The following is a 25857-nucleotide window of genomic DNA, read 5'->3' as shown; positions in this document are numbered from 1 at the left end:
TTTTACTGCTTCAATTCCTTATAAAAAGGGAGATTGCAGCGAATTTTTGTAATTTGACCAACTCCTTCAGCTATCAGCATGAAACAACAGAACATTGCCTTTTACAATTTGGAGAATCTGTTCGATCTCCACGATGATCCATACACCTTGGACGATGATTTTACACCCAAATCCGAACGCCGCTGGAACCGAAAACGCTACGAGAAAAAGCTTAAGAAGCTCGGCTCCGTAATTGCCAAAATAGGTGTAGATGAACTTGGCGAACCTCCGGCAATTGTAGGGATCGCAGAGGTGGAGAACAAAACTGTGATCCGCGATCTAGTTGGCAGTAAACACCTCAGAAAATACGGCTATCGCTATGTGCATTTTGATGCTCCGGATGAGCGGGGTATCGACACAGCCCTACTCTATAGAGACAGTCATTTTGAAGTGTTGGACAGCAAGACGGTTGCGGTCTATGTGAATAATTTGGATGGAGCAAGAGACTATACCCGAGACATTCTTTATGTTAAGGGTCTTTTAGAGGGAGCTCCTGTGCATCTGATGGTCAACCATTGGCCTTCTCGACGAGAAGGAGCCGAACTTACCGAATACAAAAGAGTAAAAGCAGCTCAGACCTGTTTAGAGGTTGTGGAGAGCGTTCGGGCAGAAGATCAAGAAGCAGATATTGTAATTATGGGCGACTTTAACGACAATCCGGATTCTGCAAGCATTAAAGAAAATCTAGTTCCAGCTGCCTTTTATAACCCCATGGAAAGGCTTCATACCCGTAAACGCGGAAGCTCCAAATACAGAGACAGTTGGTATCTGTTCGATCAGATTCTGGTAAGCGAAACCTTAAGAACCAAAGACAAGTTTGGACTTCGGTTTGAATCCGCAGATATTTTTGACCCGATCTATCTCAGGGAATACAGTGGCCGATTCAAAGGAAATCCATTTAGGACCTATGTTGGGAAGAAACATTTAGGCGGATTCAGCGACCATTTTCCCGTCTATGCCAGCTTCTCAATTCATAAATTTTAGGATTTCAACCCCGCGTTTGTCGATGAATTATGTCGCTTATCTATTATTATAGATTGGGGGTTGAACTATCATAATTTTGGTTAAATTAGTGTTTCCATTGGTTTGGCTAAGCGGCTATCAACACCGCATAACGCCTTAAAATACCAAGCGTGAAACATCAAAAATTTGCATTGATATAACTAAACAAGAATGAAAAAACTCTACACGCTACTACTCGTATTTTGTGTTCTTGGTTTACAGGATGCTGACGCTCAGCAAGATCCGCAGTACACCCAGTACATGTATAATATGAATGTGATAAACCCGGCCTATGCAGGGTCTAAAGAATCCCTGTCGATGACAGCGCTTTACCGCAGACAATGGTCTGGTTTTGATGGTGCTCCAGAGACCGTCACCTTTTCTGGTCATGCTCCGATAGGTGAGAAAACAGGACTTGGACTTTCTGCCATTAAGGACGAACTAGGTCCAGTGAAAGAGACCAATGTATTCATCGATTTCTCTTACACCCTTCAGGTAAGCGATAATGCTAAGTTAGCCCTTGGTCTTAAAGCCGGTGCGACCTTCCACGATGTAGCCCTGTCTACATTATTGTTGACAGACCCAGGAGATCCATTCTTCTCTCAGGATATTAACAATACCTATCCGAATATCGGTGCCGGTGCGTTCTTCTACACCGACAGATTCTACCTGTCTGTGTCTGTTCCGAACTTGTTGAATTCGGTACACTTAGACGAAAACGGTCTGAAGTACGGTTCTGAGACCAATCACTTCTTTGCCGCCACAGGATATGTATTTGATCTTTCAGAAAATGTGAAGCTTAAGCCACACGTTCTGGTTAAAGGGGCCTTTGATGCACCCTTCTCTTTTGATGCGAACCTAAACGCACTGTTCTACGAAAAATTCGAGCTGGGTGCCTCCTACCGTCTAGACGACTCTTTTAGTGGTCTTGTAGGTTTCCAAGCCACACCAAACTTTAGAATCGGATACGCTTACGACAGCGTAGTTTCTGATTTGGATGTGGTGACCAGCGCATCGCACGAAATCATTCTAACCTTTGATATCTTCTTAAATAAGCGCGTGCTCAAGTCGCCTAGATATTTCTAATCCTATTCTTCGAAGAACATGAAAAAAATATACCTCTTTATATTCGCACTAACGGTTAGCACGGCCAGCTTGACTGCTCAGAACAGAGATACCAAGGCAGCCGACAAGCATTACGATCGCTTGGAGTATACCGAAGCAATTGAAGACTACGAGCGTCTTATAGCTCGCGGAAAAGCTGATTCTTACGTTTACGAACGTTTGGCAAACAGCTATTACAACATTAATGACACAGAAAAAGCGGCCACATACTACAAGCGTCTTATGGACGATAGCGATGTGAATGCTGAAGCCGTTTATAACTACGCCCAGAGTTTAAAGGCCAATGGTGATTTTGCAGCTTCAAACGACGCGATGAAAAAGTTTGCGGGCATGAAGCCAAGAGACAAACGCGCTGTTGAGTTCATGAAGAACCCGAACTACATTCCTGGACTGCTTAACAGCACTCCGCAGTACACTGTAGAGAACGCTGGAGATATCAACTCCGAATTTTCGGAATTTGGTGGAACCATGAGTGGCAACACTATGTTCTTCTCCTCTGCCAGAAATACGAGCAGAAGAGACTACGGGTGGAACGACCAGCCATTCTTAGACATTTACGCTGCCAACTGGACCGATGGAACTATTGGCTCCGCAGAATTGATCCCTGGCGATGTTAACACCAAGTTCCACGAAGGAACTGTTGCCTTCTCTGCCGATGGGAACCGCATCTATTTTGACAGAAACAACTACTATAAAGGAAAGTACAAAAAAGACGAAGATGGTGTAAACCAACTGAATCTGTACTCCGCAGAATTGGTAAATGGTAAGTGGGTTGACGTAAAGCCACTTCCGTTTAACAGCAGCGAATATTCTACCGGACATCCTGCCTTGAGTAAAGATGGCAAGACACTTTATTTTGTGTCTGATATGCCAGGTGGTAAGGGTATGGCCGATATTTACATGGTAAGTGTTAATGCCGACGGTAGCTACGGAGCGCCACAGAACGTTGAGGCTGTTAACACCGAAGGAAAAGAAGTTTTCCCTCATGTAACTGACTCTGGAGTTCTATTCTTCTCTAGTGATGGACATCCTGGTCTTGGTGGTTTAGACGTTTTCAAATCAGAAGGCGGATCGGTGACCAACTTGGGGGTTCCTGTAAACAGTGGTGGTGACGACTTTGCCTTTATGTATGACGAGGCAAGCATGAGTGGATTTGTTTCTTCGGATCGCGCAGGCGGTAAAGGAAGTGACGATATCTATCAGGTAGCTGGAATTCCTCCTTGCGATGTGAACATGGTAGTTAGCGTTGTTGACAATGTAACGGGATCAGTTATAACAAATGCTAAGGTTGATATTTACGACAGCAGTCGCAATCGTTTGGGCACTAAGATGACCAACGATCGTGGGCAAGTTGAATTTATGGGCGAGTGTGATGTGAACTACACCTTGACCGCAGAAAAAGAAGACTACGAAAGCGGTACTGCCGTAGCGAGTTCTTCTGAAGATGGTCCATTAGCTGTGCGCATTGGTTTAGATCCTATAGAAGAGATCATTCAAGAAGATCGTGTGGTACTAGAACCAATCTTCTTCGACTTCGATAAGTCTAACATCAAGCCGCAGGCTGCTTTTGAACTAGACAAACTGGTTCAGGTGATGAAAAAATACCCAACTATGGTGATCCGTGTTGAAAGTCACACCGACAACCGCGGTGGTAACCGTTACAATATGCAGCTCTCTGAACGCAGAGCACAGTCTACGGTCCAATACGTGATCTCCAAAGGAATTGACGCCAACCGAATTAGCGGAATTGGTAAAGGTAAGACCGATCCATTAGTGGATTGTTCAGGCGGATGTACAGACGAACAACATCAGCAAAACCGTCGCTCTGACTTTATCATAGTTGAGCGTTAGAAAGCTTAAAAATTGCTTGGAAAAGACAAGTAACTAACCAACCAAGTGAACCCTCCGTTGCATTGCGCTTCGGAGGGTTTTTTAGTCTTATAGCTTATTGTTCAGATAGTTTAGTGCTTGTTGTAAAACAGAGTCACGATCGGCAAGGAAATCTTCTAGATCTAGAGACACTTCAATGTCGGGTTGTATACCTACTCCAACAAAAACAGTTCCGTCCGGATAGGTGTCTTTTTTTGTGCAGACCCTTGCCACACCACCGCCCGGCATCTGAAACATTAATGGCATACCCGTACTGCCGTAGGTAGGCTCCCCTATTTTTATCATGTGGTCCATTTCGTGAGAATAGATCAGGAAATCTTCTGCTGCGGAAGCTGTTCCATGGCCAATCAGAACCGCCGTAGGAACCACCACGCGTTTTCCTTTTAGCAAATTCCTATCACCTATACCCAAAGTATCTGGACGGTATGGGAAATCGTGATAATATTCACTCTGGTTCCAGGCCTTTAAAGTTGGGATATACTTGCGACTTTGCGAACGAGGACCATAAAAGATAGTATCCTTGGTCAAATAATGTAGCACCACCTTAGCAACACCAGAGTTTCCTCCTCCGTTCTCTCTAAGATCAATAATGAGCCCTTTTGCCTTTTGCAATTCAGGGAGTTTTTCTTTGAATTCACTAAAGGTATCCCAGGTGTTAAAGGAATTAATGGAAAGTACCGCAATATCATTGGCTTGCCAATTGAGATCTACCAATTTAAAAGGTTCTTTGGCCGGCACAAAAGAATCCTCAGCGCAGGCTGCAACACTAAGGTTTAACTCTTTTTCGAGTCCAGAAGGTAATCGAAACGTCAACTTGAATTTTGTGCCTTGATAGGCTTCTAGCAAATACTCCACAGCCCTATCTTCTCGCACATGAGCTGTGGACGAAGAAACGTAAGGCTCCACAAATTCTTTCATATACTTTGCCACAGGGATATCATTTATGGCAATGATCTCTGACCCCACTGGAATTTCGCCACTTTTACTCTTGTTCACTCGGCTTACAATGGCTCGCCCTGAGAAATTTTTCAAGTAAAAATGATAGTCGCCAAACTCGCCATTGAATATGTTCTGGCGTAAATACTTGGGCAACCAAACATCGGTATGACCGTCTTCTAAATAAGCCGAGAACTTCTGTATCAGCCTGTAGTATTGATAGTCATTTTCGGTTTGCTGGACTTCTGAGATGTATTGTTTAAAAAGAGCATTCCACTTCAGTTGGTCTATCTGATCGTAATAGATATAGCTAAAGTTGACCTCTTGCCAAAACTTGGAAAGCCCGTAAACTTTGTCTTCCGCAGAAAGCTCATTGGGTATTTGCGCCTGAGATAAACTCGATAAGAGGCAGCAAATCAATAAAATATAGGATCGCATTAGATGGTTTATTATGCTAACGGCTTATTTCCTTATATGCTGCAACCCAATATGTTCACTGCAATTTTAGCATAAAAAAACCCCACACCGAAGTGCAGGGTTTTTAAAGTGTATATAAAATCGTTCTTAGATTCCAGTCACCTCTACATTATCTACGTGATAACGCGTAGATGCACCAGATTCAGATCCGGTGTATAAGAATGCAAAGTGTACTGTTCCTTCTAAACAAGAAACATTTACAGGACCTACAGCTTCAAAAGTTCCGAATCCACTAGAAGGACCTACCGGGATAGTTGCATCCAATAAGTTCCAATCTGCAGTAGTTGGATCTCCGGTGAAGTTAGTAGAGAAAAGTACGCTAAGTACAGTTCCGTTGTCAAAGTTAGCTTGTACGTCGAACATAAGCTCTTCTGCAGTAGTTCCATCCATATCGATACCTGGAGTTACCAACCAGGACTCGATAGTGTCTTCTCCACTAGAGAATGCAGTGATCTGTGCGTAGCTGTTTCCGCTAAAAGTACCTAATACCCACTCGGTGCTTCCACCTACAGTGTTTACATTGGTCCATCCGGCAGAAACAAGGTCTGCAAGGCTACCAATTCCTTCAAAGTCTTCGCTAAAGAAAGCTGAACCTCCACCAGAAGGCCCGGTACAAGCTGTGAAATCAGGATCACAACGCTCAGATACATCGCCAAAGGCAATATCTGCTGGCTCGTTGATCACCATAGTGAAGAAATCGTCAAAGAAATCACGAGATAGGATCCCGTCTATAGCTCCACGTCCGTTTGGCAACAAAAGTGCTTTAAAGTCTGCAAAAGTAGAAGTCTGAACTATGATAGAACCACCTTCGCAACCCTCTAGGGTACGATCGCCGTCAAATTCGTCTGTTGGCTCCGCAGCAAAGGTCAATGGGTTTTCACCTAGTACGTCATTTCTGTTGAACTGTACATCGCTAATACGAATGTAAACGTTCTCTAAGGCTGAATCACCACCAGAAGCGCTGATCTCTGCCAAAGTGGTCTCGCGAGGCACGATAGTAGCAACCTCATCTGTTCTAAAGATTCTCCAAAGGTTCTCATCAGATCCTTCACCAACCAATACAGATGGAGGCAACTTGTCGATGAAGTCTCCTCCGCCTAAACCTAGACCAAGTACTCCGTTAGTAACTGCTACAGTCAATCCGTCTAGTTTAACTAAGATCTTACGACCTTTCTCGAAACGCGTAAACAATGGGTTTACGTCTACCAACACCTTAACACCAGTTGTTGGGTTCTCTGCCTTGTCTTGAATAACGATCTCCTCGAACCAGTTTCCACCTTCGTCGCTAGATACTACATATCCTTCTACCACCAAGTTGTCCTCTGCAGTAAAAGTTACTTCGCTATCGCCATCGGCAACAGCCTGCTCAAAGATACCGCGAAGGGCATCTATCGTGATCACATTACCTTCTACCTCTACAATGTCTACAGTGGTGTTAGGCAGGTCAAATTCATCGTCCTGAACACAGGAGAATCCTACGGCTACAAAAAGTAGCACGGCCATTAGTTTATATAGATTCATGATTTTCATGATTAATTTTTTAAAAGCTATTAAAATCGTAAATATAAGTTGACATAGTATGTCGTACCGTTACCAAAGAAGTAGCGGTTCCCGAATACAGGACCTCCTGTATTGTTTTGATCGTCTAGTACATCGCGGTAGTTGGCAAGTCGTGACTGCTCAAATCCACCGGTAACATATTGCTGATCCAAGACGTTGTTAATGGTTGCAAAGAAACCTACAAAGTAGTCTCCTATCTTCCATGACTTACCTCCCACAACGTTAACCAAGAAGTAATCGTCTAGTTGTTCTTGTTGCAACAAACCGCGTGCTACTTCCGGGTCGTAATCGTTAAAGGTCAATCCGTCTACATCTTGAGTAAATGCATCTGTTCTGCGAAGCGTACTAGCATCTACATAAGCATTGCTGAAGTAGTTGGTAGTAAGTCCTACCCACCAGAAATCTGGGTCGCGGTATTCGAAACCGATCTGGTAAGCGCGCTCCGGACCACCAGCTACGTGGTAGTTCTTAAGCTTGGCAGTGCCGTCTCCAATAGTGAATGGCTCCAAAGATGGCAATCCGGTATTAGGATCGATAAAGTCATCACTGTAGTAAGATACATTAGGGTTGTTGGTAAAGATGTACTGGCCTACAGAGGCAGCCGCCTTTACTTTGATAGTTGGGGTAAGTTGAGCTTCAACTCCCATCTCCACACCTAAGTGGCGTTGATCGATCCCCGTTGTAACTTCTTGCGTAAAGGCAGAAGAAGTGGCCCCAAACTGATTCTCGGTAAAGAAGAACCCAATGTCAGATCCGTCTTGTACTTGAGTGTAGAATCCGGTGATACGTCCTTTTACGATAGGTGAGCGGTAAATGTAGCTCAAGTCTGCCGTTTGGATCTTCACCTCTTCGATTCCTGCAGAAACGATATTGTTCTGACGTGCATTAGCAAAAGTATTTCTGATGCTAGGCGCGTTGGTAAAGTAAGCTCCATTCAGGTCGATCAAGTGACGTCCTGTTACTTTGTAGGTCATTCCACCTTTAATACCGTAAGTGCTAAAGTTCACCTTTTCGCTGTCGCCAAAAGAGCTGGCTCCAGGGTAGTTTCCGTTTTCGAACAGTCCGGTACGTTGGTAGCTTGTAGAACCAATATTAGCTCCGACAAAGAAATCTACTTTATTGTATTTGAACTGCGCCTGAGCGAATCCTGTGATCACATCGGCGTTGATCTCATAGTTGTACTTATAACGATCTCCAAGACCTGCCAAACGGTTTGGATTTCTCAAGTCTGACTGCGCTCTTAAGCCAATGTCTGTGTTAGAATCGTCTCCGGCAAAGAAGTCTACATCTAAATACCCATTAGCACCTAAAAGGTCTTTTACTGCAGCAAAGTTCTCACTCTTTAAGTTTCTGTAGTTCAAAGATCCGTTCAAAGTGATATTCTCTGTAAGCTGCGTGCTCAAAATAGTGTTGGCGGTAAACTGTGTATCGTCTGTGCGATCTTCTTGCAACACATAAATAGCGTTTCCACCGTTGGCTACAGAGATCTCGTTAGCGCGATACAAGGCTACCCAGTCCAGTTGACCTCCGTTCACAAAACTCTGACGGGCCAAAAAGGCATTTTGAAAGTCTTGAGCGGTAGGACTAGCATCTTGTAAAAAGAAACTCGGTAGGTTTTGGTAGTAATCTGCGTTCGGGTTACGAGCACCACCTAAATACGCTTCTTGCCCATTGAACTCAACCAAACGTGTACCTCCGTTGTCGATTCGAGTGTTCCCGATCTTTCCGAACTGATAAGCAAGGTTAGTGTTCAAGGTGGTATTCTCACCTATGTTCCAGTAGTGGTTCAACATGATCACCGGCTCTTCGATCTCGCGCTCGCGACTGTTGCGACGCTCTCCGTTCAAATCACCCCAGTTCGGGTTGTAACGGATCCCTTTCAGATCGCGGATCTCTTGGGTCAATGGAGCCGAACGTCCTCTGCGGTTTGGCGTATACAAAGCAGAGAAGTTCAAACTGTGGTTGTCGTTGATCTTTTTCTCTACGGATGCAAAAAAGGAATTGGCATCGTATAGAGTACCGTGAATGTATCCTTCATCACCAAATCTACGAGACAACAAAATGCTGTATGCCCATCCGTTCTGGTTCACACCACTGTTGTATGAGCCCATTACACGACCTGCATAAGATCTGTTGGCCATGGCATAAGATACACGACCACCTTGTCTGTACTGACTGGCGCGCATCACAATATTGTTAACCCCAGCCAAATCACCAAATTGGTATTCATTGGCTTTGATTCCCATGGTAAATTCACGGTTGCGCTGAGCGTCGTTAAGACCTCCCCAGTTTGACCACTGCGGGCGACCGTTGAATTGTTTATTCATTTCAATACCGTTGATCAGTACCTTTCCGTTCGCGTTGTCATAACCGCGTGGTCTAAAGAAAGTAGCACTGAAATCAAAGGCTGCTGCGTTCAAAAACACGTCGTTAGAAGCTTGCAAAAGCCCGGAGATGTTGTAAGCAGAGCTGCTTTCATCGTCCAATTGGTTGTCAGAAAGACTGATGATCCCAATCTGAGCTTCGACCTCGGTAAGGTCAATCTCCATTAAAATACGATCGATGTTTACGGTTTGCCCACTTTGGATAGTAATAGGCAATTGCTGGGTAATGTACCCTGTTTTAGATACCACCAAGACCTGTTCACCTAGTGGGAGTTCCGGATCGTTGATCGCAAAACTTCCCGATGCATCGGTCAGATCTCCCAGAGTAGTTCCTTTGATAAGAACCCGAACCTCATTGATAGGCTCACTGGAATCGGTATCAACAACAACACCTGTAACCTGTGTTTGAGCTGTAGCGAATCCGCAGATCAAAACAAGAAACAAGCTGGCAAAGAATTTCTTCATGCTGTTTAGTAGTTGAATTGATGAACTTATTCTGTCTTTCTTTTGAATGTAGAAAAAGCTTGAATAAGTTCGATTATTAAATAGTTAATTAATGGCCCACAAAACTACGTCTTTTACAGAGAATAACTACTTTTGGCCCAGGTTTTGTTTACCCATTTACATAAATATAATATTGCAGCTTGATATGAATATCAGATCTCTTGTTTTTGGCCTTCTATGCTTGATTTCAACAGCAGTTTTTGCGCAAGGACAAAAATCCTATAAAGTAAACGCCATTGCTTTTTACAATGTAGAGAACCTCTTCGATACCGAAGATGATCCCATCACATTTGACGACGACAGAACTCCTGAAGGACGCGATCACTGGACCGAAGAGATCTACGCAGCAAAGCTTGCCAATATGGCCAAGGTTATTGCCGATGTGGGCCGCGATGTAACGGGTACAGCGCCAGCGCTAATTGGAGTGGCAGAAACAGAGAACCGCAAAGTCTTAGAAGACTTGGTCAATCAGCCGGAATTGTTGCCTTATGACTACGGGATCATTCAGTTCGATTCGCCAGACCGCCGTGGGATCGATGTGGCCTTATTATATCAAAAGGCCTTATTTACTCCAACAAATTACGAAGCAAAACCACTGCTTATCTACGACAACGACGACCGTGACAAACGTGTTTACACGCGTGATCAATTGGTAGTTTCTGGAATGTTAGACGGAGACCTGATCCACGTTATTGTAAATCACTGGCCATCTCGCTCCGGAGGAGAAGCGCGCAGTCGCTACAAGCGTGTACAAGCTGCAGAGCTTAACAAGAGCATTATCGACTCCTTGCACAGTGCAGACCCTTATGCTAAGATCATCACCATGGGCGACCTTAACGACGACCCAACGAACAAAAGTGTAAAGAAAACCCTAGGCGCTAAAGCAGATAAGGACAAGGTTGGCCCAAAGGAGTTATACAACCCCATGGAAGCCATGTTTAAAAAGGGGCTGGGAACTTTAGCCTACCGCGATGGCTGGAACCTTTTTGATCAGATCATTTTGTCTGATGCGCTTTTAGAAGAGGACTACAGCAGCTACCGCTACTACAAGGCTGAGATCTACAACAAAGCCTACCTTTCTAATCCAAGGGGTCGCTATAAAGGCTATCCGTACCGTTCCTTTGCTAATGGTGGCTTTACAGGAGGCTATTCGGATCACTTTCCGGTTTTGGTCTACCTGATTAAGGAAATAGACTAAATACACAACTAACTGATATTTCGTAGCTTATAAGGATAATTCGTATCTTAAGGCTATGAATATTCCTTCAGAAGCTAAAGACATCCTCGTTTTAATAGGCGTTATTTGCCTGATTTGGGGTTTTGTGACCTTCTTTACCAGAAACGGAAGGTATCATCGCAATCGCCGTAATAAAAGAGCGAGAAAGCAGGTTTAGCCGAAGCTAATCTCTAGCTGTTTATTATCTAAAATTTTTTCAAATAAACCAGGAAAGAATATTGCATGATAAACTTGAAGATCACTTGGATTATGAAATCTTACTTCATAGTCGCGCCATTCGGGTACACTTAATGTTGCAATTTGCTTTACCCTGACTCCATGTCGACGGTCTTGCACTCCAAACTTAACTTGTTTTGAATTGATCTCATTCCCCGTCTTTTGATCTATTATCGACATCGAGAAAGCTCCAAGACGTACTTTCCACCCTCCCAATGCATAGACTCTATAAATCCCAGGCTGGATTTTTACAATTACACCAGATTCATGAATTTTTATTCTATGACTCATTCAACTAATTGAATATTGAACTAAAAATAGTTTTTTCTCGCGACTCCGAGCGAGGCTGTAGAAAACCAGCTAGCAGCAGTTGGGCTTGAGATTCATTGTGCCGATCTGAGCCGTGAGGCTCAGGAGCTTTCAATGAATCTGTGGCTGAGGGTAGCTAGGTTTTCAAAGCCGAGCGAGCGTCGCTAGATTTTTTTGCCGTACTTGAATCTCAATGTCCACTGGACATTGCTTCTTCAGTAGTTTCATCGATGGAAAAAAGTGTGAAAGAAGGTGCAAGGACTTGTCCTTGAAAGTAAAAGCTAGAGTGTGATTGTTAATGATTCTTTACTCCCCGCGCAAGGGATTGCAACAAACTACCGTGTAGTGTGGAAAGCCCGGTGCTGCGCAGCAGCATGCGCCATAAGCTTAATCAAACCACTGCCCCCAAGGAATACGGCTCAATAAAAGCACAAACGCAAGGGTATAAAAGATCATCAAGGTCTTGAACTTAGGTCTGGAAACCAATTTCTTCTTGTGCTTGGAGTAGCCAATGGTGATTAGAACAACAACGATCAACATTACCGTTGGATGCTCCACGGCATTTAACCGCAGTACAGAGTCTTTCATAACTGTGCCCATACCGTTGGCGCTAATGGATTGGAATCCTAGCGGAGAAACGAAATAAAGCACCAAGCCGATCAGGAGTTGTATGTGCGTCACTATAAGCGCGAACAAAGAAATGCGGAAATCCTTGGCGCCATAGTCACGCTTGCTAAAAAAGCCTAGCAAGGCATTGAAGGTGGCCAAAAAGACAACAAGAACGACCAAATAGGCCCAATACGAATGCAAAAACTGAACGGTGGTATACATGGTTAAATGAAGTTGTTTAAACAAAGGTAAGACATAAAAAAATAACCCTGCAGTGAACTGTGTTCTACTGCAGGGTTAAATATTTGTTTAAGCTGTTTTGCCTAAGCTATTCGAATTAGTTGAATAGGTAACGCAATCCAACTTGCATTTGCCATCTTGATGACTGTAGTCCGAAATCGTCAATTACACGTACGCCATCTTCGAACTGAGTAGGATCGAAAGTAAAGGCTGGGTTTGGCCCTGCAGTTACTGTTCTTAGAAGTCCTACGTTTCCAGGAACGAAGTTACGCTGACCCCAGTCTTTGTTCAACAAGTTAGTGAAGTTGAAGATATCCAAAGACGCCTGGAAGGTGTGCTTGGTATTTCCGATCTTCAAGCTAAAGTCTTGTAGTACTTTGAAGTCAATTACGTGGCTCCATGGTCCGCGGTCACCGTTACGCTCTGCGTACTGACCTCTGCGAGAACGCAAGTAGTCGTCACCCTCGATAAATGCATCAAGAGCTGCCCACTGTTCAGCGCTAGTAAGACCACCGTTATCTGATTGGTCTACTAGGTTGATCTCACCTTGGTTAGCTGGTACGTAGATAAGTGCGTTGTCACGAGAGTCATCGTTTAAGATGTCGCGACCTTCACGGTATACATAGCTGAATGGGTTTCCTTGAACACCTTCGTAGAAGAATCCGAAAGTAGTCTTAAGGTTCTCATTCCAAGAGATCTCGTAAGAGGCGTTAGAAGTAATACGGTGTCCTAGAGAGAAGTCTGAACGAGCATCTACTCCAAGATCAGCGTTCTTACCGTTTACAGTCTGACGGTTTCTCCACTGAGAAGAGTTCTGAGAAGATGTTCCGTCAAATACTTTGAAGGAATCTCCATAAGACCAAGACACTTGTCCTTGGAATCCGTTCTCGAATGGCTTACGGATAGTTGCAGTAACATTGTAAGCGTGTCCAAGAGTTGTGTTAGAAGCAAGGATGATACGCCCGTAAGTTGGGTCGATCTCATCACTACGGCTATATGTTGGACGCGTATCAGCACCGTTCAAAGCACCTGTTGGGCCTTTTAGGTTCAAGTTCTGATACAAGATGTCATTGATAACATCAGTATACAAGAAGTCCGCAGAAGCGATAAGACCCCAGAAAGGAAGTTTCTGGTCTACTGCGATGTTATACTTCATTACCTGTGGCAATTTGAAGTTAGCAGCAATAAGGTCTACGTTACCTCCTACACCTCCAGAACCTGGAGCTGGATCTTCGAACTGGTTGTTCACGTCTGGCTCAAAGTCCTGACCGAACTCAAAGTTGAATCCACCAGTGATACCGTTGTTGTTGTAAGTACCACCTGGCCATACCAATGGAAGTCTAGAAGTAAATACTCCCATACCACCACGGATCTGAGTTTTGCTCTCTCCATTTACGTCCCAGTTGAAACCTAGACGTGGAGCGAACAATGGGTTAGCATTGATAGACTGTCCAACACGAGCACCTTTAAGGTCTTTACCGGCAGCTTCTAGCAAGCCAACAGTACGGTTGTTGAAGTCATCGTTAGCCAAACCGTCTTCCCAGTAAGGAATATCAACACGAAGACCGAAAGTAACTTTCAAGTCATCTGTAGCTTGGAAGTCATCTTGAGCGTAGAATCCTAGCTGTGAAGCTGTGAATTCAGAAGCACCAGCAGACTCATCACCAACAACTCCGTTACCCAATAGAGAATAACCGTGCTGGTATACGTCAGCTTGCTGACCAGTAAGGAACTGATTCAAACCGCTAGATACCAATACTCCGTTGTCGTCAAATTGATCTTCGAAAGTATAGTCACCAAAGTTAAAGGCGAAGAAAAGGTTCTTCACTTTAGCATATTCGAAGTTCGCACCCAAGGTAATGGTGTGACGTCCGGAATAGATCTCAAAGTTGTTGTTGATAGTAAGTACATCTTGATCTAACAAGTTAGCAGTAGAGAACGGCTCAGCTCCGAAAGAGATAGTTCCGTTTCCGTCTTGGATATCAACAGTAGGGAAAGGAGAACCTGCAGGGTCACGGTCATCACGTACAGTGGTGTAACCAATAACAAGGTTGTTCGCTACGTTGGTACCAGAATAACGCCATTCGAAAGCAGTGGAGTTGGTCGTAGTCAAGAAAGACTCAGAACCGTTGATGAATCCAATGTTGAATGGGTTAGAGTTACGCGCCTCCAAGTTGTCTCCTTTTACGTAAGAGTGACGCAAGGTGAATTTGTTAGCGTTGTTCAAGTTGTAGTCTAACTTGGCAGTGATCTTGTCACTAACTAGTGTACGCGTGTTCGCATTAAAGATTCCTGGGTCGTACCCGTAAGTAGAACGCAAGAAGTTAACCAGGTTGTTGATGTCTTCTAAAGAAGAACGCCCTTCGTACTGGCTAAAGTTGAATGGCTGAGGAGTTTCCTCATCCTGACGCTCGTAGTTAATGAAGTAGAATAGTTTGTCCTTAATGATAGGACCTCCTACACGTACCCCGTAAAGCTTAGCTGAGAAATCATCAAGCTTTTCGCGAGCCTCACCTTCGTCAACAAGACCTGTTGGAGTTTTTCCAGCAAGACCTTGATTACGCAGGTAGAAATAAGCTGACCCTTCTACCTCATTAGTACCAGAACGCGTAATAGCGTTGATAGACCCACCAGAGAATCCAGACTGACGCACGTCAAACGGCGCAATGTTGATCTGGAAAGTTTCTACCGCATCCACAGAGAATGGGTTTACTCCAGTTTGTCCACCATTGGTACCTGAACCTGCAAGACCGAACACATCGTTGTTTACAGCACCATCAATGTAGATCGCGTTGTAACGGTTGTTCTGACCAGCAAGTGAGATAGAGAATCCGTCGTTACCTTCGGTAAGCTGAGCTTGAGGAGTAATACGCGCAAAGTCAGCGATAGAACGAGTAACTGCAGGTAGTGTTGCGATGTCTCTAGACGACACTGTAGTTTCTGTTCCTGTTTTCTTTGAATCGAAAACATTGTTTCGCTGTGCAACGATCAATACTTCATCTAGCGCATTGGTAGATTCAGAAAGGTTAACACTAATTTTTTGAGAGTTACCCAGTTGTAAGAACACTCCATTTCTAACAAAGTCTTCAAATCCAACGTAAGAGATGGTCACGGTGTAAGGACCACCAGCTCTCATGTTTGAGATACGATAAAAACCGTCGAAATCGGTTATCGCACCATAAGTCGTTCCAGTTGGCGTGTGGACAGCAACCACATTAGCCCCTAGAAGAGGTTCGGCGTTGTTGTCAAGGACACGACCGTTCATGCCCCCCGTAGTTACCCCTTGCGCAAATGCACTAGCGCCGAGTAACAAACAAGCCACGGTTAAATAGAAAGTAATTTTTCTCATAAAACAGTTAATTTTGATTGGTACAAAAGTATTACTAAGTGCTGTATTTTAACATTACCTTATGGTTAAATTGGCACTTTTTAATACTTTCTTAATATACAGCTTAATACCGTAGAAAATCTGATAGAATACATTATCTATCAGATAATTATTAACCGTTTTTTAAGAAATTCCTAAAAAATAATACAATCCAGCTTCTCCTTAAGCGGAGCGATATACTCAAAGTACTGAGGCTTGAGAGAATCTGCAAGGGGTTTGGAGGCTGGTAAATCTTGTAGAAAGGGGTCTACCTGCTGCCCGTTCTTCCAGAATCTGTAGCAAACATGAGGGCCACCGGTGTTTCCCGTCATCCCAACCCAACCGATCACATCACCCTGACGCACGTAGTCACCCACCTTAGCCTTACGGCTTTTCATGTGCAGGTATTGCGTCATATAAGTGCTGTTGTGCTTGATCTTCACATAATTACCGTTTCCACCTCTACGGGCCGACTCTATCACGGTCCCATCCGCAGTGGCTATGATAGGAGTACCCACCGCTGCAGCAAAGTCAGTTCCGCGGTGTGGCCGCACCTTGTAGCCGTAATAGGCAATGCGTCTTTTAAGATTATAACGACTAGAAAGTCTGTAATTAAAGCGGATCGGCGATTTTAAAAAGGCCCGACGCAGGTTGTTGGCTTCTTCGTCGTAATAATCCGAAACTCCCAAGTCTGGGTCCTCCACAAAATTAAACGCCAATAGCGGACGCCCTTTATGCTCAAAATAGGCGGCTTTTATGTCTTCTATTCCGGCTGGGATAGTATCGTTTATAAAACGTTCTGTGTAGACTACCTTAAAGCGATCTCCTTGTTGCAGGGCAAAGAAGTTGATGGTCCAAGCGTAAATATTTGCCAAGCGATCGGTCATAGAAGCGCTGAGATTTTGCTCTTCCATAGTTTCTGAGAGGGAACTTGTAATGACTCCGTATGCAGTCTTCTCCACCAGACGGATAGGCTTACGCCCGTGATAAGCTTTTGCCACGCTATCGCGCAGGTCTACAACAGTATATTCTATGCGGTTATTCTCGTAAATGAACACCTGAGCCTGATTCAGACTGTCCTTGGAATTTAAGACCACATAAGGCTTTCCGGTCACTATGCGGCGTACGTCAAAACTGTCTTTAACAGCCTCTACCGCACTGTAAACCTTGGCTGCGGGCACGTGGTTGTTATCCATAATAACGCCAAAGGTGTCGCCAAAGCGAACCGTATCGCGTACTACATTAAAATCGTTGAGAATGAATCCGTAGGCCTCTTCTATCTTGGGCGCCTCGGTGATGGTTGCAACTTCCTCTTCTGGTTTCTCCTTTTCACAGGCCCAGCATAATCCAAGCACTACACTCAGCCACAGTAATCTTTTCAATGTTGTTTGGTTTTTGCGCTGTTATAAGCATGAGTAACCCACTCACGCCCCCAATTCTCCTTCTCTTCAGGACTCCAAAGATTAGGAAAATAATGGATTTTCTGAAAACTTGGTGGAAGAAATTCTTTCCAATTGGTTCCCCCGGTTGCCAAGACCGTTTGCCCTTCTTTGTGCAGGTACCTAAATGCCGCACCCATATGCATGAGTAACCAATTGACATTAGCGTTAACGTCGAATTTTCGCAATTCGTTTATAAGCGCTTGATTATTTTTTTCTGATTCCGGCAAGGCCAAATACTTGTGGTATAGGGTCTGCCCTTTAACCTCATTCATGATTCGAATAAAGCGCGGGGTATACCGAAACTCGAACTGTTTTAGGGTCAAAGTTTTGCTCTGGGTTTCTAGGTCTGTTGCGCCGCGCTTCCAATAGATCTGTTCGTACATATCCTCAATGGAATCTGCTTCTGAGTACTGATCTCTCAAGGACACATGTACCAAATGCTCCATCGGCGTACTGTAGAATTCGATCATGCGGTACTGAGCCGATTGAAATCCACTGGCGGGTAAAAGTGACATGCGAAACTTTAGGAACTGCTCCTTTTCCATCCCACGTATCATCACGTCGAAAGAATCAATGAGGATCCTGAAGTAACGATTGATACGTTCCAAACGCTTGGTGAAAAAGTCCGCCTGTTGCAATTTATCGTCAATGATCTGCTTTTGCTCATGAATAATGAGCTTAAAATACAGTTCGGTGATCTGGTGATAGGCAATAAAGATCTCCTCGTCCGGAAAATAGGTGCGCGGAATCTGTAAACTCAGAAGCGTGTCTAGGTGGATATAATCCCAATAGGTCAAATACTTGTCATAGAGCAAGCCATCTAGATAGGAATTCATATCCTGCCCAGAGTTCTTGAACTTCTCTTGTAATTTCTGTAGTTGGTCTTGTAGTTTTTCGTCCATTAGGGCTAGTCTTCGACTTGAATTGTAAAAGAGTGTTTCAAGCCTTTGAATTCTACCAGATCGGCCTTGAGATTACCAACCGCCAAGCTCGCTTTTATCCGCACCGGAATACGGTTCTCATCGTCAGAGACCCAAACGGTCAAACTCTCTTGCTCCTTAAAAACACGCCCGGCCATAACCGAGGGTCTAAATACCATACAAGGAATCTTGCCAAAACGCGTTTTAAGTGTTTCCCTGTAAAGGAACTTCAATCTGAATTTGTAGTTCTCTTTATCGAAGAACATATTCATCTCGGTAACATCGCCTTCCTGCATATTGGAAACATCCAAACGATTGCGCAGATAGTAAAAGGCCGAGACCATGTCTTGCGCATCCTTAGGAAAACTCAAAGTCTCCTTTTCATTGTGTTTTCTGTTAAACACTAAGGCTTTGTTGGTATCGTGGTTAAAGTCGATCTGAATGTCTTTGGTATGCCCTCCTTCGTCTATCTTTCTAATGAAACGATATGGAATGTCCTTTTCTGTGTCTATATAAGATTCGTAATAATCCTCCACATTAAAGAACAGCTTGGTCACGCCCGTTGTGCGGCCTTCGCCTTTTACGTGGTAAACGCTTTTTCCGTTAAAGGTCTCCTGATCTACTTCGAGCGTTGCGTAACCCGCAGTTATTAGGCCGTAGTGGATCCGGAACCGAAACCATTCGCCATCCCCATAGGCTTTTTTGGTTTGTCCCATAAGCCCGCTAAAGACGAGCAATAAGGTCAATGTTAATAATCGTTTCATAGTAGGTGGGCATTAAGTGTTTAATGTGGGGATTGCAAGTTCTATTCCAAAAAGTAGGAAAAAGGCGGAGATCAAATCCGCCTTTAACTATTATTTAGCGTTTTTATAAGGTTCCACGGGCTTCTTGTTCGCGCTCAATAGCTTCAAAAAGCGCCTTGAAATTTCCTTTTCCAAAAGACTGAGCTCCTTTGCGTTGGATGATCTCAAAGAACATTGTAGGTCTATCTAAAACAGGCTTGGTAAAGATCTGCAATAGATATCCCTCGTCGTCTCTATCAATAAGAACGCCTAACTCTTTAAGCGGCTCTAGGTCTTCGTCTATCTCTCCCACACGGTCCAAAACCGTGTCGTAATAGGTCTCTGGTACATATAAGAACTCTACGCCATTGTCACGCAGTTGCCCTACAGTCTCAATGATGTTATCCGTCGCCACGGCGATGTGTTGCACACCAGCACCGTTGTAAAAGTCGATATACTCTTCGATCTGAGATTTCTTGCGGCCTTCTGCAGGTTCGTTTATCGGGAATTTAATACGGCCATTTCCATTAGACATTACCTTACTCATAAGGGCAGTATATTCGGTAGAGATGTCGTTATCATCAAAAGAAACCAATTGCGCAAAGCCCATGACTTTAGCGTAGAACTCGCACCATTTGTTCATCTCGTTCCAGCCAACATTACCCACCATGTGGTCTATGTATTTTAGACCAACGCTCTTTGGCTTTACTGGCTTGTCCCAAGCTTTATATCCTGGCAAGAAAGGCCCGTCATAAGCAGATCGTTCTACAAAGACGTGTACGGTCTCTCCATAGGTGTGGATACCAGAAAGGACCACTTTGCCGTTGGCATCTTCTCGCGTTGTCGGTTCCATATAGGGCTCCGCACCGCGTTTTACGGTCTCTTCAAAGCTCTTTTTGGCATCGTCTACCCAAAGGGCAACTACTTTTACACCATCGCCATGATCGTTAATATGCTTGTTAATTGGACCTCCAGGGCCTAAAGGCGAGGTCAAGACCAAACGGATCTTGTCTTGTTGTAGCACATAAGAGACAGTCTCTTTGTTTCCAGTCTCTAAGCCGCTATAGGCGATTGGGGTAAAGCCCCAGGCATGCTCGTAATAGTAGGCTGCCTGCTTGGCGTTGCCCACATAAAGTTCTACAAAGTCTGTTCCTAGTAGCGGCAAGAAGTCGTCTGCCTGCGGAACTATCTTTTCTAATGCTTGTGATGTATTGTCGGTAATCATTGTTTTTGTTTTATGGGTGATGTGTTCATTGAAGTATTGGGTTAAGCAGTACTAGCTTACCACATCGCCCTACAATGGGTTGACAATATGTTCTTATGTCTTACTCCAACCATGACTTAAAGTAATCGCCGTCTGCGATCTTCATCGCTTCTTCGGTCACCTTTAAAGGTTTAAAAGTGTCTACCATAACGGCCAATTCGTCTGTCTTTACTTGCCCTATGCTGCGTTCTGTTGCTCCTGGATGTGGTCCGTGTGGAATCCCCGCAGGATGCAAAGAAATGTGCCCGGCATCTATGTCGTTGCGGCTCATAAAGTCGCCATCTACATAATACAACACCTCATCGCTGTCAATATTGCTGTGATTGTATGGTGCAGGTATACTCTGCGGATGGTAATCGTACAGTCTAGGCACAAAGGAACACACCACAAAGGCATCGGTCTCAAAGGTCTGATGCACTGGTGGCGGTTGGTGGATGCGCCCAGTTATGGGTTCAAAATCGTGAATGGAAAAGGCGTAAGGATAATTGTATCCGTCGTAACCCACCACATCAAATGGATGCGTGGCATATACCATATCAAAGATGTCGTCCTGTTTTTTGATCTTGATCAAAAAGTGGCCTTTTTCATCGTAGGTTTCCAATTCCTGCGGACGGCGAATGTCACGCTCACAGAAAGGCGAATGTTCCAAAAGTTGCCCAAACCAATTGCGATAACGCTTAGGCGTGTAGATTGGTCGATAAGATTCGACTATGAAAAGTCGGTTATCGTCCGTGTCGAAATCCATCTTGTAAATGATGCCGCGAGGAACTAGCAGATAGTCTCCGTATTTGAAATCCAGGTTCCCCATATGGGTCCGCAGTTTCCCGCTTCCTCGGTGAACAAAGATCAGTTCGTCTGCATCTGTGTTCTTGTAGAAATAGTCTTTCTGGGACTCCGTAGGTGCCGCCAAAATGATGTTGCAATCGCTATTGGTCAAAATGATCTTACGGCTTTCTAGATAGTCTGCTGTAGGAGGTACTTTGAACCCGTGAAAACGAAAGGATTGCATATTGTTCTCGCGTGCCACCTTTGGGGCAACGCTGTATTGACTGTCAATAGATTTAACCTGTGTAGGTCTGTGCTCGTGATATAAATTAGAAGACATACCATCAAAACCAATGGTACCGAAGAGCTGCTCGGCATAAAGCGTTCCGTCTGGCTTGCGAAACTGAGTGTGTCGCTTGTGTGGGATCTTCCCTAAAGAATGATAAAAAGGCATCTGTTTGAATTGTTAGGTTACAAAATAGTCAGGCTATACCCATAAGGGCCTAACAATTCCTTATTCAGGATTGCGCTTGAGCCTGGCTCGCAGCTTAAAAAACAGTCTGTAATTCCGTTTAGGTGCCATTACACAAATATCGAAAAAATATGCGTGCCATCGGTAGCGATTATCTCAATTATAGAACCTGAATAATTCCACTACTGTTCAATTCAGGTCATTAAAACCAGAAACCAAGGGACACGTACCAATTGCTTTCGGCAATTTCTGGAGAATAACTGTAAATAAGTTGCAGGGGCCCGGCAAAGGTTTCAAAGCCATAGCCCAGACCAAATCCGCTGTAATCTATACCGTCTATCCACTCCTTGTTGGTAAAAAGGTTGTTGCCAATATTAGCAATGTTCACTACCCCAAAGAGGTGATTATTGGCAAAGAGTTCGTAGTCCAATCGCAAGTCTGCTTTTAGGTAAGTATCGCCTCTAAAGCTCATAGGTTCCAAGCCTACAAAGGGCATTAAATTACCAGTTTGTCTAAAACCAAATCCGCCGAGAAAGAAGTCGAAAGCTCGGGTAGAATCGTCTCCGACTTTAAAGCCACCTTCGGTGCCGAGAAATATTGTGAAATCTCCAAAGCGCTTGGCTCCGCCCAAACGGGCCTTAGCAATAGAAAACTCTTCAAATCTATCATTGCGACCAGAAGCCGTGAGATAGACGTTCATTTGCCCTTCAAAGAAAAATCCTTTGGTTGGAAAATACACATCGTCTCGCGTATCGAACTTTAGAAACCCGAGTAAACTTCCGTAATCGGTATCGTCAAAATAGGTTCTGGAATCGTCTGGAGTGAGCCCAAAGGTATCACTGAACTGGATCATCTTTTTGTGCTCAACTCCAACGCCAAATGCAAAGGCATTGCCAAATAGGGTTTGCACATAAAACTGATTGGTCCATTCAAAATACTCCAAGGCCAACTGATTGATCTGCCCCGGATCTATCAGGTCATTGAGAAACAACTCCTGCCCCACATTGGTCTCGAACTCATTGAGGTAAGATCGCAACCCGATACTCCAATAATAACCCTTGTCCACATAATAGTCGAAATTATAACGCAGGTTATCGCCCGCAACAAGGTCAAAAGAAGCAATGTCATTGTTGGTCAACAACCTTTTAAAGGTCACATTGACCAACGCGGCACTTTTGTACAGGTTATCGTAATGCGCCCCGAGGCGAAGCAGCATTCTACTGTTGCTTTCTTTAAGTCTGATGGAGACTTTAGTGGAATCATCTTCGGTGCGGTTGAAGTCGTAATCTATGGCTTGAAAATTCCCGGTAGCCATAAGATTATTCACCCCGTCGCTAAAACTTGCAAAACTAGTCTCTGAAGGCGATCTGAGTCTGAGTTTACCCAACACATAAGAACGGCTGTATTTATCATTTCCGCTAATATCTACCTGATTGATCTTTAGCTTGGCCGAGGGCTGTTTTACATTGTAGATCAAAGCAGCCTTTTGCTGTTTACTTGCCAGTTCATTTAAGGCATCGAGCTGCTCCAAAGCGGCATCTACTCCAGATTGCACTATGGCCGAGCCTTGATCGAATGACACTACGGTAAATTCGTCTATGGCCGGATTGATATAGATGTCCGTTTTTGGGATCTTGGTCTCCATGGCCTGGATGGTTCGAAAGTTATTTATCTGCACCAAAATATCTAGGGCCGACCCTAGTTCTTCTCTATCTCGCAGTTCGTCTTGCACGTCTATCCCGATGATGATATCCATTCCCTTGGCGCGAAGTTCGTCTACCGGATAATTATTGACCACGCCACCGTCTATGAGCACTCTTTCATTAAGCTCAACAGGACTGAATAGCGATGGCAGCGCCCCACTGGCCGTTAAGGCACGAGGCAAGTAGCCAGATTCCAACATAACGGGTGTTCCCCTTTCCACATCGGTAGCCATACAAAAGAACGGAATCGGCATGGCCTTAAAGTCAACTTCACCACCCAAATGTTGGGTGAGCTGCCAAAGCAGATTGTATACGTTTTGCCCTTTGGAGAGCGAGGCAGGCACGCCTACTTTAAAGCCGTCAAAAGGTAGTGTTATAGCGTATTTCTCCGCATCCGCTTTCTCGTAAAAAGTTCGGGCATCTCGCGGGAGTTCGTCTTGAATGAGTTTGTCAAAATCTTGGGCTCTAAATATGGAGTCTAACTGAGCGGCACTGTATCCGGAGGCGTAAAGACCTCCAACAATGGCCCCCATACTGGTACCACCAATATAATCGATGCGCAAGCCAGATTCTTCGATAACTTTTAGGGCTCCTATATGCGCCAAACCTTTTGCACCGCCGCCACTAAGCACCAAGCCTACTTTGACATCAGTGGTGTCCTGTTGGGCGTTCGAGACGGTTCCCATCAGCAATAAAAACACAAAAAGTAAAGCGGTTAGTCGCATGGATCAGGGGGTAATATTAAAATGCCTGGCAATCAAACTGGCCTTGCTTACACCTACAAGTTGCTCCAATTCGCCAAAGGTTGCGTTGCGAACACGCTTGGCACTCTTAAAATGCTGCAACAAGGTGATCACAGTCTTTTCTCCTATTCCGGGAATGGTCTCCAATTCGGTCTCCAATGCTTCCTTGCTACGCTTGTCTCTGTGGAAGGTAATTCCAAAGCGGTGCGCCTCATTACGGAGCTGCTGAATAATGCGCAGCGTCTCCGACTTCTTATCTAAGTAAAGCGGAATAGGGTCGTCTGGAAAAAACAGTTCCTCTAAGCGTTTGGCAATACCAACTATGGCGATCTTGCCCCTTAGATCTAAAGCTTCTAAAGCCTTTAAGGCCGATGAAAGCTGGCCCTTTCCTCCGTCAATGACAATGAGCTGTGGCAAGGGTTGCTCCTCTTCTAAAAGGCGTTTGTAGCGGCGGTATACCACCTCTTCCATAGAGGCGAAATCGTCTGGGCCTTCTACGGTCTTGATGTTGAACTTGCGGTAATCGCGCTTACTGGGCTTGCCATTTTTAAAGACCACACAGGCCGCTACAGGATTGGTCCCTTGAATATTGGAGTTGTCAAAACATTCGATATGACGCGGCTCCTCAGACAGACGTAAGTCCTTTTTCATTTGGGCCATGATCCTATTCTCGTGCCTATTCGGGTCTGTGATCTTGGTTTGCTTAAAGCGCTCCATTCGGTAATATTTGGCATTGCGAATGGAAAGGTCTAGAATGTGCCTTTTATCGCCCACTTTGGGAACATGCACTTTAATATCGTCGCCCAAGTCTAGCTTAAAGGGCAGATAGATCTCCTTGCTCTGGGAATTGAATCGCTGCCTCATTTCTACTACAGCCAGACTGAGTAGTTCCGCATCCGATTCGTCGAGCTTCTTCTTCATTTCCAAAGTATGCGACCGGATTATAGAACCATAGGATAGCTGTAAAAAGTTCACATAGCCATAGCTTTCGTCCGAAACTATGGAGCACACATCCACATTGTTGATCTTGGGGTTCACTATGGTGGATTTGGCCTGGTAGTTCTCTAGCACGGTGAGCTTTTCTTTAATGCGCTGAGCATCCTCAAACTCCATGGCTTCGGCATGGGCTTTCATCTGCTGTTTAAAACGCCCAATGGAATCTTTAAAATTCCCTTTTATGATCTCGCGAATGGCTTCGATATTCTGATTGTACTGCTCTTCGGAGTACTTGTTTTCACAAGGCCCCAAACAGTTCCCCAAATGAAACTCCAAACAGACCTTGTACTTGCCGGCGTCTATCTTTTGTTGCGCCAAGTCGTAATTACAATTGCGCAGCGGATACAAACCTCTAATAAGATCCAACAGCGTGTGCACTGTTTTCATGCTGGTGTAAGGGCCAAAGTATTCGGACCCATCTTTAATGACCTTTCGCGTGGGGAAAACTCTAGGGAAACGCTCGTTTTTTATACAGATCCACGGATAGGTCTTATCGTCTCTGAGCAGCACATTATAGCGCGGCCGTTGGTTCTTGATCAGATTATTCTCTAGCAGAAGGGCATCGCTTTCGGTTGCTACCACTATGTGTTTGATCTTGGCGATCTTTTTGACCATGAGCCGAATACGACCGTTGTCGTGTTGCTTGGTAAAGTAAGAGGAGACGCGTTTTTTAAGGTTCTTGGCCTTGCCGACATACAACAGTTTTCCCTCCTCGTCATAATACTGATATACACCGGGAGCATCTGGAAGTGTTGCGATCTGAAGTTTTACGGAAGCCTTATCCACAACTCAAAGATACAGCTTGTTACTCATTTAAAACAGCTACCTCAGGATGCATTATTCATAAATCTGCATCCGCAGAAATCCAGACAGCT

General features: G+C 44.5%; 18 protein-coding genes and 1 pseudogene. 4 read left to right on the top strand and 15 right to left on the bottom strand.

What is annotated here, in order from left to right:
* Positions 1-78: 78 nt before the first annotated feature.
* From BTO09_RS06685 to BTO09_RS06675, 3 genes are all read left to right on the top strand, one after another.
* Positions 79-1023: an endonuclease gene (locus tag BTO09_RS06685; protein WP_087524034.1), complete on the top strand. Its 945-nt coding sequence runs from the start codon at positions 79-81 to the stop codon at positions 1021-1023.
* 189 nt (positions 1024-1212) lie between these two features.
* The gene (locus BTO09_RS06680) at positions 1213-2127 is read left to right on the top strand and encodes a type IX secretion system membrane protein PorP/SprF (protein ID WP_087524033.1); all 915 of its coding nucleotides are present in this window, start codon (positions 1213-1215) and stop codon (positions 2125-2127) included.
* 18 nt (positions 2128-2145) lie between these two features.
* Entirely contained in the window at positions 2146-4017 is a 1872-nt protein-coding gene (locus BTO09_RS06675) for an OmpA family protein (RefSeq protein ID WP_087524032.1), read from the top strand.
* 87 nt (positions 4018-4104) lie between these two features.
* On the opposite strand, the gene BTO09_RS06670 is transcribed toward BTO09_RS06675, so the two are convergent.
* From BTO09_RS06670 to BTO09_RS06660, 3 genes are all read right to left on the bottom strand, one after another.
* On the bottom strand, positions 4105-5430 hold the full coding sequence (locus BTO09_RS06670; RefSeq protein ID WP_087524031.1) for a S41 family peptidase: 1326 nt from the start codon (positions 5428-5430) through the stop codon (positions 4105-4107).
* Between the two features lie 126 nt (positions 5431-5556).
* Positions 5557-6990, bottom strand: a complete 1434-nt coding sequence (locus tag BTO09_RS06665) for a DUF5689 domain-containing protein (protein ID WP_157663448.1) — start codon at positions 6988-6990, stop codon at positions 5557-5559.
* A 29-nt stretch (positions 6991-7019) separates the two neighbouring features.
* Entirely contained in the window at positions 7020-9878 is a 2859-nt protein-coding gene (locus BTO09_RS06660) for a carboxypeptidase-like regulatory domain-containing protein (protein ID WP_087524029.1), read from the bottom strand.
* 184 nt (positions 9879-10062) lie between these two features.
* Between BTO09_RS06660 and BTO09_RS06655 the strand changes: the two genes are divergently transcribed.
* Positions 10063-11115, top strand: coding sequence for an endonuclease (locus BTO09_RS06655; RefSeq protein WP_087524028.1), 1053 nt, complete (start codon positions 10063-10065; stop codon positions 11113-11115).
* Between the two features lie 192 nt (positions 11116-11307).
* Here BTO09_RS06655 and BTO09_RS06650 read toward each other — a convergent pair whose 3' ends face one another.
* The 12 genes and pseudogenes from BTO09_RS06650 to uvrC all read right to left on the bottom strand — a co-directional run bounded on the left by BTO09_RS06650 (position 11308) and on the right by uvrC (position 25768).
* Complete coding sequence (locus BTO09_RS06650; protein ID WP_087524027.1) at positions 11308-11661, bottom strand: hypothetical protein; 354 nt, start codon at positions 11659-11661, stop codon at positions 11308-11310.
* A gap of 405 nt (positions 11662-12066) precedes the next feature.
* Positions 12067-12510 (bottom strand): hypothetical protein, encoded by a 444-nt coding sequence (locus BTO09_RS06645; protein ID WP_087524026.1) that lies wholly within the window; start codon positions 12508-12510, stop codon positions 12067-12069.
* Positions 12511-12625: 115 nt separating this feature from the next.
* Positions 12626-15877, bottom strand: a complete 3252-nt coding sequence (locus BTO09_RS06640) for a carboxypeptidase regulatory-like domain-containing protein (RefSeq protein ID WP_087524025.1) — start codon at positions 15875-15877, stop codon at positions 12626-12628.
* 173 nt (positions 15878-16050) lie between these two features.
* Entirely contained in the window at positions 16051-17277 is a 1227-nt protein-coding gene (locus tag BTO09_RS06635; RefSeq protein ID WP_087524024.1) for a peptidoglycan DD-metalloendopeptidase family protein, read from the bottom strand.
* Entirely contained in the window at positions 17274-18239 is a 966-nt protein-coding gene (locus tag BTO09_RS06630) for a tryptophan 2,3-dioxygenase family protein (protein WP_087524023.1), read from the bottom strand. The genes BTO09_RS06635 and BTO09_RS06630 overlap by 4 nt, the downstream gene beginning before the upstream one ends.
* Positions 18240-18244: 5 nt before the next feature.
* Positions 18245-19021, bottom strand: a complete 777-nt coding sequence (locus BTO09_RS06625) for a DUF3108 domain-containing protein (RefSeq protein WP_087524022.1) — start codon at positions 19019-19021, stop codon at positions 18245-18247.
* Between the two features lie 103 nt (positions 19022-19124).
* Positions 19125-20264: a 4-hydroxyphenylpyruvate dioxygenase gene (gene hppD, locus BTO09_RS06620; RefSeq protein ID WP_087524021.1), complete on the bottom strand. Its 1140-nt coding sequence runs from the start codon at positions 20262-20264 to the stop codon at positions 19125-19127.
* Between the two features lie 100 nt (positions 20265-20364).
* The gene (locus BTO09_RS14665; RefSeq protein ID WP_369826911.1) at positions 20365-20676 is read right to left on the bottom strand and encodes a homogentisate 1,2-dioxygenase domain-containing protein; all 312 of its coding nucleotides are present in this window, start codon (positions 20674-20676) and stop codon (positions 20365-20367) included.
* A gap of 105 nt (positions 20677-20781) precedes the next feature.
* Positions 20782-21441 (bottom strand): annotated as a pseudogene (locus BTO09_RS14660) (homogentisate 1,2-dioxygenase); the annotation flags it as partial.
* Complete coding sequence (locus BTO09_RS14655) at positions 21413-21532, bottom strand: hypothetical protein (protein ID WP_369826910.1); 120 nt, start codon at positions 21530-21532, stop codon at positions 21413-21415. The gene BTO09_RS14655 and the pseudogene BTO09_RS14660, both read right to left, overlap by 29 nt.
* Positions 21533-21742: 210 nt before the next feature.
* On the bottom strand, positions 21743-23968 hold the full coding sequence (locus tag BTO09_RS06610) for a patatin-like phospholipase family protein (RefSeq protein ID WP_087524019.1): 2226 nt from the start codon (positions 23966-23968) through the stop codon (positions 21743-21745).
* A 3-nt stretch (positions 23969-23971) separates the two neighbouring features.
* Positions 23972-25768 carry an excinuclease ABC subunit UvrC gene (gene uvrC / locus BTO09_RS06605; RefSeq protein ID WP_087524018.1) on the bottom strand — a complete coding sequence of 599 codons (1797 nt, stop codon included), beginning with the start codon at positions 25766-25768 and terminating at the stop codon, positions 23972-23974.
* Positions 25769-25857: the final 89 nt, after the last annotated feature.

The organism is Gilvibacter sp. SZ-19 (assembly GCF_002163875.1).
Taxonomy (GTDB): domain Bacteria; phylum Bacteroidota; class Bacteroidia; order Flavobacteriales; family Flavobacteriaceae; genus Gilvibacter.
Note: the sequence above shows the minus strand (reverse complement) of the source record. Positions and strands in the feature narration are given on the sequence as shown.